The organism is Mesorhizobium sp. C277A (genome assembly GCF_040324395.1).
Lineage (GTDB): Bacteria > Pseudomonadota > Alphaproteobacteria > Rhizobiales > Rhizobiaceae > Mesorhizobium.
Window position 1 is genome coordinate 1227661 of record NZ_JAMYVW010000002.1, and the last position, 12508, is coordinate 1240168.

General features: G+C 62.2%; 9 protein-coding genes. 6 read left to right on the forward strand and 3 right to left on the reverse strand.

Annotation, left to right across the window (positions count from 1 at the left end):
• Positions 1-7 precede the first annotated feature (7 nt).
• Positions 8-478, reverse strand: a complete 471-nt coding sequence (locus NKK52_RS06115) for a cyclophilin-like fold protein (protein WP_023682959.1) — start codon at positions 476-478, stop codon at positions 8-10.
• Positions 475-1665: an MFS transporter gene (locus NKK52_RS06120; protein WP_031203944.1), complete on the reverse strand. Its 1191-nt coding sequence runs from the start codon at positions 1663-1665 to the stop codon at positions 475-477. The genes NKK52_RS06115 and NKK52_RS06120 overlap by 4 nt, the downstream gene beginning before the upstream one ends.
• Before the next feature lie 148 nt (positions 1666-1813).
• Here NKK52_RS06120 and NKK52_RS06125 point away from each other — a divergent pair, with 148 nt between their 5' ends.
• Positions 1814-2707, forward strand: a complete 894-nt coding sequence (locus NKK52_RS06125; RefSeq protein WP_023682957.1) for a LysR family transcriptional regulator — start codon at positions 1814-1816, stop codon at positions 2705-2707.
• Between the two features lie 11 nt (positions 2708-2718).
• On the forward strand, positions 2719-3093 hold the full coding sequence (locus tag NKK52_RS06130; RefSeq protein WP_023682956.1) for a hypothetical protein: 375 nt from the start codon (positions 2719-2721) through the stop codon (positions 3091-3093).
• A 181-nt stretch (positions 3094-3274) separates the two neighbouring features.
• Here NKK52_RS06130 and NKK52_RS06135 read toward each other — a convergent pair whose 3' ends face one another.
• Complete coding sequence (locus NKK52_RS06135; protein WP_352628472.1) at positions 3275-7696, reverse strand: NACHT domain-containing protein; 4422 nt, start codon at positions 7694-7696, stop codon at positions 3275-3277.
• 313 nt (positions 7697-8009) lie between these two features.
• On the opposite strand from NKK52_RS06135, the gene NKK52_RS06140 reads away from it, so the two are divergent.
• From NKK52_RS06140 to NKK52_RS06155, 4 genes are all read left to right on the forward strand, one after another.
• Positions 8010-9065: a LacI family DNA-binding transcriptional regulator gene (locus tag NKK52_RS06140; protein WP_023682954.1), complete on the forward strand. Its 1056-nt coding sequence runs from the start codon at positions 8010-8012 to the stop codon at positions 9063-9065.
• Positions 9066-9133: 68 nt separating this feature from the next.
• Positions 9134-10372, forward strand: a complete 1239-nt coding sequence (locus NKK52_RS06145) for an ABC transporter substrate-binding protein (RefSeq protein ID WP_023682953.1) — start codon at positions 9134-9136, stop codon at positions 10370-10372.
• 326 nt (positions 10373-10698) lie between these two features.
• On the forward strand, positions 10699-11619 hold the full coding sequence (locus NKK52_RS06150; RefSeq protein ID WP_023682952.1) for a carbohydrate ABC transporter permease: 921 nt from the start codon (positions 10699-10701) through the stop codon (positions 11617-11619).
• Positions 11619-12476 (forward strand): carbohydrate ABC transporter permease, encoded by an 858-nt coding sequence (locus NKK52_RS06155; protein WP_023682951.1) that lies wholly within the window; start codon positions 11619-11621, stop codon positions 12474-12476. Before NKK52_RS06150 ends, NKK52_RS06155 begins: the two co-directional genes overlap by 1 nt.
• Positions 12477-12508: the final 32 nt, after the last annotated feature.

The following is a 12508-nucleotide window of genomic DNA, read 5'->3' on the forward strand; positions in this document are numbered from 1 at the left end:
TGCGTCCTCAAATGCGTTCGATGCGAAGCGGGAATTTGCCGCGAATGTGCAGGGCCTGCTCGCCCTCGTCGAAGCGGCCAAGCCTGATCAGCCCCGGATGGCGGTAGTCGGCGTAGAACATGGCCAGGTTGCCCCACGGCATGAAATAGCACAGGTCATAGGGCTGCTCGTCGGCGAACGGACCGCTTCCCTCCTCGGTCAGCTTGCGCGGCAGATAGGCGATCTTCTCGTTATGGGCGTAGTCCTCGATTTCGAGGTCGAGCGGCAGCATGGAGAAGAAGTCGTGCGCCGACGGATTGTCGTAGAGCGTGGCGGTCATGGTGCGGCCGTTGAAAACCATCCTGATCTTGATGTCGGTGGGCTCCTGGCTGACGGGAGATTGGCCTTCCTGGCCGGCGGCTGTGCGAGGCAGGGCCGCCGCCGCGAGCGCGGCGCCGAGCAATGTCCGGCGGCTGAGCGGCGCATGTTCGTTCGTCACGGCAAAGACCTCCGGGCCATATGCGCTGCGGCAAGGGCGGCGACCGCCGATCCGCAGAGCAGCACCGCGCCCAGAGTGAACGGTCCCCACCAGCCCACCGTATCGAACAGCGTGCCGCCGATCGCGGCGCCGCCGGTGATGGCGAACTGGATGACGGCTACCTGCAACCCGCCGCCGGCCTCCGCGTCGTTCGGCAATGTTCGGCTGAGCCACGTGCCCCAACCGACCGGCGCGGCCATGCCGAAGAAGCCCCAGGCAACGAGCAGCAGCGCTGTGGGACCCGGGAGTGCACCGAGGGCGATGAGCGCGGCGGCCAGCGCAGCCATGACCAGCGGGATGACGGTGAGGATGCTGAACAGACGCGTGCGCAAAAGCCGGCCGACGCACCATGTGCCGAGCACCCCGGCCAGCCCCATCGCCAGCAGGACCGCCGAGAGGGCGGCGATGTCGAGCCGGGTGACGTTCTCGAGGAAGGGCCGCAGATAGGTGAAGAGCGCGAACTGGCCCATGAACAGCATCATGATCGACGCCATGCCGGTGGCGACGGGAAGACGGCCGAGCAGCGCCAGCGGATTGCCGGCACGCTTCCTGCGGCGCGGCGGCAGCGGCGGCAGGCTTGTCCACTGCCAGGCCAGCGCCAGGAGACCAAACGGCACGACGAGGAAGAAAGCGCCGCGCCAGCCGACATAGGCGCCAAGAAAACTGCCCAGCGGCGCGGCGATGGTGGCCGCAATGGCATTGCCGGCGTTCAGCATGGCGAGACCCTTCGGAACCATGTCTTGCGGCACGAGGCGCATGACGATCGCGGTCGACATCGACCAGAACCCGCCGATCGCGATACCGAGCAGCGCCCGGCCGACCATGAGCAACGCGTAGTTCGGCGCGAAGGTGACAGCCAGACCGGACACGATGAGGAGGAGGGTGAAGCCGGTCACGACCAGTCGGCGGTCGATGTGGCGCGTGAGGCTGGCGACCAGCAGGCTGGTCACGACGGCGAAAGCGCCCGAAATCGAGATCGCCTGTCCCGCTCGGCCCTCGGTGATGCCGAGATCGGCCGCTAGCGGCGACAGCAGGCTGACCGGCATGAATTCCGACGCGATGAGCACGAAAACACACAGCGCCATCGACAACACCGCGCCCCATGCGGCGCGGTTTTCAACAAGCCTTGTGTCGTATGTGGTTTCCATGATTGGCATCCTGGCAAAGCGACCGGACGGATCAGCCGCAAATTCCCGTCGCTGCCAGAAGATATTGCAGTGGAACCCATTTAAGTAGACCAAGCAATCCGCATGGACTTATCTGCTCATGATATGAATGTCCGATGGGAGGTGCCCTATGCAGCGCGATGGCATGAAGGATCTGCTCTGGTTCGTGGCGGTCGCCCGGGAGCGCAGTTTCACCAGGGCGGCGGCAAAGCTCGGAACCTCGCAGTCGACCCTGAGTTCGACAATCAAGGAGCTTGAAGCTCATCTTGGCGTCCGCCTGCTGACGCGTACGACGCGGAGCGTCTCTCCGACCGAGGCCGGCGAGCGACTTTTCCAATCTCTCGTTCCCCGCTTCGAGGAAATCGAATCCGACCTCGCAAGCCTGGTGGCCTTCCGCGACAAGCCCTCCGGAACGGTCCGTATCACCCTGTCCGACCATGCGCTCCAGACGACCGTCTGGCCGAAGCTCCAGCCCTTGCTCAGCGACAACCCCGACGTGCGCGTCGAGCTCTACAGCGACAACGGCATGAAGAACATTGTGGAGGAGCGCTTCGACGCAGGCGTGCGGCTTGGCGAGAGCATCGACAGGGATATGATAGCAGTGCGCATCGGGCCGGATTGGAGGCTCGTGGCCGTGGCTTCGCCGGACTACTTTTCCCGCCATCCGGTTCCGACCGCGCCCCAGGACCTGGTCGATCATGACTGCATCAATATGCGGCAGGCGACGTTCGGCGGATTGTATGCCTGGGAATTCGCCAGGGATGGCCGCGACCTCCGTGTGCGGGTGGAAGGCCAACTTACCTTCAATTCGTCCATTCCCATGATCGAGGCTGCGACAAGCGGTTTCGGGATCGCCTATGTCCCGGAAAACCTCGTCAGCCATCACATCGCCGAGGGACGCCTCAGGCTCGTGCTTGACGACTGGAGCCCGCCTTTTGCCGGCTATCACCTCTACTATCCGAGCAGGCGACAGCTCTCCCCTGCGATGGCGGTGATCATCGACGCGCTCCGCCATCGCATCTGACCCGAGACTGTTTGGATCATGAAGCTGAGCTCGGTAATGGCAGGTTCTACCTGGGCACCGCCCGGCTGTTCATGCCGCCGCTGGAGCAGGCGCTGCGCCGTCGCCGCGATTTTGTTGGTGGAGGGCTTCCAAAAGGAAGAACCTGGAATCCCGACTGGGAAGCCTATGCCACCCGATCTTTTCGCCGGTTTTTCCGAACTGTTGAATTTTGTTTCTGGAATGTGCCTGGGAAGCCTTCGCGCTCATGGCGCGATGCAGCCATGCTGAGCATGGGCGGGCAGGCTGCTTCACAACTCGACGGCATGGTGCCGATGCACTTGCTGATGAGCGCCTTCCATTGGCGCCCTGGCTGGAGGCTGGCGGCAAGGTGGCGCCAGTCGGGGTGATACGGTGTCTGGCGACGAATACCGCGTGCTCGCTCTCATGAAGGAAGCGGGTGGCCAACTGAGCTAAAACGGCCGCTTCTGACCTAAAGCAGACTCGCACAGGTGAGGGCGCACATGACCGCATTGCGCCCTATTTCGGCCATTCCACATCCCTTTGCGTTCGCCCGAAAGTTGACATAAGTCACGGCAACCACGGGCGGTCATTTCGGTGTAGGGGCCACGGCCGTCCACTCTCGATATCAGGATGCCTAGGCTCATCCTCAGCTGCGCCATCGGCCTGCCGAAGCGCGTCGATGCGACTGAGATATTCCACGGCAAACGCCGCCTGATCTTGGTCGGGTGAGATCGTCAGCGCAAACAGTCGCTTCCTAAGCTCAGAAGCATTGCGCGGTCTGAGCTCGTAGGACGTGCCGTCAGGGCTATGTAGCTCTTTGGTATAAATCATGCCTTGTACGCCGGGCTCTCCTTGTCGGCGTAGGGTCTGCCGTCCCACCGGGGACTCTGTGGCGGCGAGCAGACCTTCTAACGAAGAGGCCTTCAAAATAACCGAGAAAACCAGCGCTTTTGCGCCCTCGGATCGCGCTGCAGCCAGCTTCTCGAAAGCGTAGGGCAGATCGTCGTCACCCATCGCGTATGCGAGCTGCTCTGGTAGCAGGAAATGACCGGCCTTGAGGTCGAAGCCCTTACCTAAATCACCTTCGGCCCCCTGCAGAAGCAAGTCCATTGCCGTGCGGAAGCCTAGCTTTCGTACTTGGTCGAACCACTCGTGTTCCGACAGCATATCGGGAGATATCAGGGCAAACTCACGCAACATGCTCGCTCTGGTTTCATCGTCGAGCAGCCTCAGTTGAGGCAGGATATCCCTGATCTGCCATCTCGAAACATTCTTTTCGGGAATCAGAGACAAGGCGTCAAAAACGGAGGCCGGACGATCGGTGTTCGGAAATACTTTCAGCCAGTTGAACATCGCGTAGGAGGTTTGGTCATCCCACCACCCGTTCTCCTTTTCAGCCAAGACCTTGCGGAATTCCCCAAGGACCAAATCGGCTGAAGGGACAAGTCCGCCGACAATCATGCCGTTGAAGAGGTCGAGCTTGTTGTGTGACCTGAACTCGAACCCGGCAAGTTTCGCCGTCAGTTCTGGTCGAGCTATGTGTGGCATCACCACCGCGATCGCGGCCAGCGCTACAGCACGACCATACGGCGGTTCGCCGGCGGCCAGCTCTTCCGCTACGTCCAGTATGCTTTCTGCGGCATCAAGCGACAGGTCGGGCTGGCTCGACCGCCTTTCAAGTGCGGCCTGAGCACGATCCAGATCAGGCCAGACGTTCGTTCTCTTCTCCAAGAGGGCAGGCATCGCGATGAGCCGCAGTGCAATCGCTGCGTCATGGCCAAACTCCGGATGCCGCAGGAGCGACTTTGCGATCTCGTACGCCTCGCCGGTACCAATCTCGTAGAGCGCCTGCCGATACGAGAGGGTATGGCTGGTGCGCCACTCATTCAGCGCCGCTTGGTCGCGACCAGCCTTGGCCAATTCCTTGAGAGCGTCCCGCTGCTGAAGGTCTTCCTGCAGGAAGACTGAGACCCACTTCATCTGGGATGGGTCCGGGACTCGCCGCATGGCATCTACAACCTCGGCCATATCATGCCGCGATGGCGGGCCTGGACTCAGAAGGCGAGCGGCCCACCCATTCAGCGCTTCAACGAGCTTGCGACGGCTTTCGGCCGAAACGTCGTCCATTTTCTCGTTTGTTCCGTGTTTGCCGTGGCAGGTGATGAGGTCGGCGAGGGCTTCAATGTCGCGATGTTCCTGGGCGGCGGAGAACGACACGACTGCTTCGACGAACGCTTCTGGGCGCGTTCTCGAGATTTTGTCCCGAAGTAGCCCAAGAGGTGCGTAGTCGACCGCAGTGGGCATCCCGTTCGCATAGACCTTCGGCTTCAGCGCCAGAAAGTCGCCAATCATTCCGGTAACAATACCGGCTCCGGCTAGGAAGAGAGCACCGCTCGTCTGCTCGTCGATGTCTTGACTGTCAGCGACGATCCTCGACAAGGCCGCTTCCTCACTCACAGGTTGCGGCGAAAGATATCCTTGGACCCGAAAGGGCAACGACAGGCCGGCCAAAATCCGTTCCTTCATCGCCGCTGCAACGACTTCCGGAAACACGCTATTCGCCTGATGAAATGCGGCCGCGGTATAGTCTGCGCGGAGGTCCAACTTTTCGTTGCCAAGGATCGCGGCGAGGTTCGTGACATCCCCCGAAAGCTGTGCCCTGTGGGCAATGCGATTGAGATTACGGGCTGGGCTGGGGTTGGCCTTCAAGTCGTCTTCCTGGAGCCCTATCAAGCGGCTCAGGACATGGGGGGCAGTCAGCCCGTCGAAATAATCCCGGTCGGCAACGCGGCGCCAAACTTCATCATCCGCACCATCGAGCACCGCTGTCGCCTGTCTTGGAGCGCCACGGAAAAGCAGGGCTTCAACCGCTTCTGACTTGACAGTGACGCTGGGGTCCTTCTTTGCGAGGTCGAACGCGGCTTCCAGACCTTCGATGCCCCCGCCGAAGATAAGGCCGGAAACCAGCCTTTCCCGCACCCGCTCCTCCAGATGCTCGTAATCGTCCCGCAGGTGGGTCCCGAAGACAGACGGCCGGATACGATCGCCCAAGTTCAGGGCCTCGCTTTGAATCTGGTCGGTTGAGTTGGAAACCAGTGGCCAAACCAGACCGGCGAAGACAGCCCGGCCAGTCTTCATCATGAATGCGACAGCCAAATCCACCTGATCAGGTTGGTGCCATGCACGTGCAAAAGCTTCCACGTCGGGCGCCACCAAGTTCCAAACGTCATCTCCTGCTCGGTACACAATTTCAGCCGCAAGCATCGGTCCCACAGACATCGCGAGCCTCACCACCTGTCCGACGACGGCGATACCGGGTGCATCCACGGCCAGTCGCTCACAGGCGAAAAGAATTGCCTCTTCCCACATGCGGTCGTTCAGAATTTCTTGGGCAAAGGTGCTTTCGAGGCCGGCTTCCTTGGGAAGCCCACGCGTCATTGCCACGACATGCCCAGCGGCATACCACTCTCGAAATTGCTGATGCTGGAATGAGTACTTGTCTCCTTCGCCATGAACAAGCACGTGCGTAGCGACGAGTGTGTCCAGGATGTTGACGGGTTCCGGAGCGGTCTGAACCAGCCCCTCAGTCAACAGGTTCGTATTGGTTGCCCGGAGTGACTGTCGGGCTTCGGTCTCATCCAACGCCGTCGTCCGCGCCCGCATCATGGAGACGGCCAAATCACCCAGATAGCGCCGGTGTTGCCCCAGCATGCCTTGTCGTAGCTGCTCCGCGCGTTCGGGAATGCCCTCGTGCTGTGCCACCAGCAGCGAAATCGTGCCTTCTTTGGTGGTAGTCAGGGTACCGGTGTCTCCCACCTGTAGGAGAGCCTGAAGATAAAAAGGCACTCGGGCAAGGTCCCGAACGCCCGAAGTTCTTCGGACGCGGTCAAGCAAATCCTGCCCAACGCTTCCATGTCGGGAGGCCAGCTCTTCCTGCTGATCGTCGGACAGGGTTTCAATGTGAATTGTCCGCGCCACAAACGGCACCGCCACGGCCTGAGGGCGCGTGGTTATGCAAATGACCACAAGCGGGAATTCGCGGCGAAGGGCTCGAAGGGTTTTCATGAGAGCCAGCCGGGCAGCCGGTGTCACCTCGTTCCAGCCATCCAATAGGAATGCCAACTCGCCGTGCGCTGCGAGAAACTTCAGGTCCTCGGATCGCACGCCTGCAAAGGCCTGGCGACTAGCCATCCACGAAAAGAGGTCGTCCACACTCGGGCCGACTTCGGCAAGCGGGACCAAGAGCGGAACGGGACCGCTTTCCAGTAGCTCGAAACCGAGCTGGATTAAGGTGGTCGACTTGCCCTGACCCGGTTCGCCTACAAGGTCCAAAATGCCACAGGACCGTAGCGCTGCGGCCATTTCGACGTGGGTGAACGATTTTCCTCGTGATGAGGCCGCCGTCAAAGAAAGCGATACGGCGTGCGCGGGACCCTGGTGAGAAAAGGTCTCAATGTGACGTTCAGCGGCAGAACGCGCCCTGTCCATCGAGGAGGTCAGGTCCTCACCCTGCGGAATACCAAGATGCCGGCGAAGATACTGAAGGGCCTCCGCGAGTTCTCCGCCCATAGGCTCAACACGGGCGCGACCACCCGTTAGCAGCTGTTCAAAAGCCCGGTCCTCCGCCTCCTGCTTCCATTTGTGGAGCAATTCAACAGGAAACGCTTTTTCGTCGTGGTCAATCTGGTGGGCATGGTCACTGCATAGCCAAATTCCGTTCTCCGGCGCTTTTCGTTCTTCCCGTGTCAGACGCGCGTCGTAACGTGCAAATCCCTCTGACGCGGCCGTTATGTGCGCAGCGATTCCCAGGTTCATGGTGCCAGGACCACCTTTTTGCGGTCCCACTGTAGGTTTCCTGCAATCCGGATTGGAGCATAGCCAGCCAACACGTTGGGCCATCAGGCGCTTGGTCGGCTCAGCGAAATTGTCGCGCTGGCTTGCGCTTGACGACACTATTGCTCTGGTTTTCTTGGCAGGTGGTTTCGGCATGACGCTCATCCGCGGACCTTAGCGTCTTACGCGCGTTGGGCAAAGAACAAAGAATGAACCAGCGATGCGAATGGAGGAGCCCAAGAACGTCTGGTCGTCAATGACAGCCTCTGGCGCAAAGCGGCTGTGACGAACAACCGCGTTGATCGTCGCCCACCCGCCGCACCCCCTTGCCATCCTCAAATTCTCATCCTAATCTCGCCTTGAGAAAACCTTTTCCCAGCCCGCGCAGCATCCGCGACCTACCCATATCGACACGCCAAAGGCCAGTAAGAGAAAACCTTTTCCCAAACCGAGGACCGACACCCGACCCATGCCCTCCGACACGCCACCAGCCGCCAAACAACCCGTCACCCTGCGTGAAGTCGCGGCGATGGCTGGTGTCAGTGTGGCCACCGCCTCGAAGGCGCTGAACGGGCAGGGGCGGATGACGGCCGAGACGCGGCAGCGCATTCGCGAGACGGCGCAGCGGCTCGGTTTTCGCCCCAACAGCCTGGCGCAGAGCCTGCTGCGGCGGCGTTCCTTCACCGTCGGGCTGTTGACCAACGACACCTATGGCCGCTTTTCGCTGCCGGTCATGTCGGGCATTTCCGATGCGCTGGTCGATGCCGGCGTTTCGGTGTTCATGTGCAATGTCGAGGACGATCCGCGGCTGGCGCAGCTGCATGTCGAGGCGATGCTGGACAAGCGCATCGATGGCATCATCGCCAGCGGCAAGCGCATCGACCGCCATCTGCCGGTCGACCTCGCCAATCTCGGCGTGCCCGTTATCTACGCGTTCAGCCAGCCCGATCCCGATGCCATCGCCTTCGTCTCCGACGATGCCGGCGGCGCGCGGCTGGCGGTCGAGCATTTTTGCCGCCTCGGGCGGCGGCGCATCGCCCATGTCAGCGGTCCCGCCAGTTTTGCCGTGGTGAATGAGCGGGCGCAGGCTTTTCGCGATGTGCTGGCCGCGCACGGCCTGCCGGTGACCGAGCCCTTGCTCGGCTCGTGGTCGGAAGCCTGGGGGCATGAAGCCGTCGGAAAGCTGTTCGACGGCCCAACGCTCTTCAACAAGAAGGGAGAGAAACCCGACGCCGTGTTTTGCGGCAACGACCAGATCGCGCGCGGCGTCATCGATGCGCTGCGCGAGCGCGGCTTAGACGTGCCTGGCGATGTCGGCGTCATCGGCTTCGACAATTGGGAGATCGTGGCCGAGGCAACCCGCCCGCCGCTGACCTCGGTCGACATGAACCTGGCGGCGCTCGGCCGCGAGGCCGGCCTCACTCTGCTTTCGCTCGTCGGCGGCCAACCCGCCGCGCCGGGCATTCGAAAACTGCCGTGCCGGCTGGTGGTGCGTCAGTCCTGCGGCCGTCCGCCGGACGGCTAGGAGAACGCGCGGCGCGATCCAAGAGCGCCGCAACAGGGAGGAGGAGAAAAACCATGAGGAGGAAAACCATGAAGACCATGATTACCGGGTTCGCGCTCGCCGCGAGCATCATTGCCTTGCCTGCAATGGCCGCCGACACCGCCAACATCTGGGTTCGCGCCGACGGCTCGAACTTCATGCCGCGCATCGTCGATGCCTTCAACAAGGGCCATGAGAACCAGGTCAAGCTGGACATCATTCCAAATGCCGAGATCATCCCGAAATATGGCGCCGCCGCCGCCGGCGGCACGGCGCCCGACGCGCTGTCGCTCGACCTGATCTACACGCCGTCCTTTGCCGCCGCCGGCCAGCTCGAAGACATCACCGACTGGGCGAAATCGCTGCCTTATTTCGCCAGCCTGTCGCCGGCGCATGTCAAGACCGGCACCTACAAAGACCACATTTACGGGCTGCCGTTCTCGGCCGACGCCTCGGTGCTGATCTGGAACAAGAAACTGTTCAAGCAGGCGGGGCTCGATCCCGACAAGGGGCCGGCCAACTGGGCCGAGATCGAGGCCGATGCCGAAAAGGTCAACGCGCTCGGTGGCGACATCAAGGGCTTCTACTTCTCCGGCAATTGCGGCGGCTGCAATATCTTCACCTTCACGCCGCTGATTTGGGCCTCGGCCGGCGACATCCTCTCCGAGGACGGCTCGAAGGCGACGCTGGACAGCCCGCAGCTGCGCGGCGCCATCGACCTCTACCGCTCGATGGTCAAGAAGGATCTGGTGCCGGCCGGCGCGCAGACCGACACCGGCGCCAACTTCTTTGCCGCCTTCGCCACCGGCAATATAGGCATTTCGCCGTCCGGCGCCTTCGCCATCGGCGCGCTCAACACGCAGTATCCGGATATCGACTATGGCGTCACTTTCCTGCCGGGCAAGGACAGCGGCTGGTCTTCGTTTGCCGGCGGCGACAATTTCGTCGTCACCAAGGGCACCAAGAAGCTCGCCGTGGTGAAGGAGTTTCTCGACTTCGCCTATTCGCTCGAAGGCCAGACCATCCTGGCCAAATACGGCAGCCTGCCGGTGCGCGGCGACATCGCCAAGGAGGCGCTGAAGGATCTCGATCCGCGCTACCAGATCGCCGCCGAAGCCATGGCCAAGGGCCGCACGCCCTATTCCGTGGTGTTCAACGACCTGATCAACTCGGCCAACGGTCCGTGGACGCAGATGATCAACGAGGTCGTCTTCGGCGACGACGTCGATGGCGCCATCGCCAATGCACAAGAGACCATGCAGTCGATCATCGACCAGGCGCAGAAATAAGGACTGGCCGGCGGCGAGGGCGGTGCAACGCCCTTGCCGTCGCGGGTCCTGATCCGGCCGGTCCGTCTCCCTGGACGGGCGGCCGGCGCTCCTTACCCTCCCCCTTGTGGGGAGGGTCGCTGCGAAGCAGCGGGGTGGGGGAGGTGTGTCCCACCGCCCTACGAGATCCAACGGAAGAGCAGCATGACCTCTGGCATTCTCAATCATCGCACCGACGCCCTACCTCTCCCTTGCGGGGAGGTCGGACCGCAGGTCCGGGTGGGAGGCCGGCGCCGCACCCCCACCCCGCTGCTGCGCAGCGACCCTCCCCACAAGGGGGAGGGTAAATGACCATCACCACCACCACCCCGCCACGCGCCAGAAAACTGGTCGGCGCCGGCCGCCGGCAGTGGATCGGCCTGCTCTATGTCGCGCCGGCCGTGGCGCTGGTCGTCGTATTCTTCATCATCCCGCTCGGCATGACGGCCTGGATGTCGCTGCACAACTGGCCGCTGATGGGCGAGCATTTTTACATCGGTTTCGACAATTACCGGGCGATCCTGCGCGACAACCGTTTTTGGAACGCGCTGAGCTTCACCGCCTACTACACCGTGATCGTCACCATCGTGATCTTCGCCGTCGCCTTTCCGCTGGCGCTGTTCATCGAAAAGCCCAGGCGGCTGACCGGCTTTTACCGGACATCCTTCTTCATGCCGGCGGTCGTCGGCTTCGCCTCGGCCAGCCTGCTGTGGTCGTGGCTGCTCAATGTCGATTCCGGCCTGTTCAGCCCTGCCGCCTACGATTTCGGCCTGACGGCGAAAAAGTTCAACTTGCTGGCGACCTTCCAGCCGGCCTTCTGGTCGATCATCGCCATGGTCGTCTGGAAGGTGGCGGGCTTCACCATGATCATCCTGATGACCGGCCTGCAGTCGATCCCGACCGATCTGCAGGAAGCCGCGATGATCGACGGGGCAGGGCCGTTCGCGCGCTTTCGCGCCATCACCCTGCCGCTGATGCGCCGCACGCTGGCGCTGGCGCTGATCCTGTCGATCGCCGGCTCGATCCTCGCCTTCGACCAGTTCTACATCATCCTGCGCGGCGGCCCGCGCAACCAGACGCTGACCGCCGTCTACTGGATCTTCAACCAGTCCTTCGTCTCGTTCAAGCTCGGCTATGGCGCCGCTTTGTCGATGATACTGCTCGCCATCCTGGTGGCGCTCAGCCTGGTTCAGCTGTGGCTGCTGCGCAAGCCGGAGGGCATCGACTGATGGCGCAGGCAAGAAGCCGCAGCAGCCGCCTCTGGCTCAGGATCGCCGAGCATTCGACCGGCATGATCGCCTCAGTGCTGTTCATCGCGCCGATCGTCTGGGCCGTGCTGTCGACCTTCAAGCCGGCGCAGGAGGCGCGCCAGCCGCCGCTGCCGCCATGGCCGACGACCGGCTTCTCGGTCGAGAACTATCGCACGCTCGACACCTTTGGCGACGGCCTCTGGCTGCCGGCGCAAAACAGCCTCTATGTCGCCTCGATGACGGTGATCCTGTCGGTCGTCGTCAGCGTGCTGGCCGGCTATGGCTTTTCGCGCTTCCGCTTTCCGATGAAGGATGTGCTCTTCATCGTCATCCTGTCGACGATCATGATCCCCTTCCAGTCCATCCTGACGCCGATCTTCCTGGTGCTGACCAAGGTCGGCCTGCACAACACGCTGACCGGGCTGGTCCTGGTCTACACCACGCTGCAATTGCCGTTCTCGATCTTCATGATGCGCAACGCCTTCGACGCGGTGCCGCGCGAGATCGAGGAGGCCGCGCGCATGGACGGCGCCAACAACGTCACCATGCTGTTGAAGGTGATGCTGCCGCTGGTCTGGCCGGGCATCGTCACCATCGCACTGTTTGCCTTCCTCGGCGCCTGGAACGAATTCCTGGCCGCACTCGTGCTGATGACCGATCAGTCCAAATTCACGCTGCCGATCATGATGACCGCACTTCAGTCCGGCCGCTTCGGCGCCATCGACTGGGGCGCGGTGCAGGCGGGCGTCACCGTGATGATGGTGCCGTGCCTGGTGCTCTTCCTCTTGCTGCAGCGCTTCTACATCCGCGGCCTGATGGCCGGCGCGGTGAAATGACCCGCCGTGAATGACCAATATCCAACGGAGTG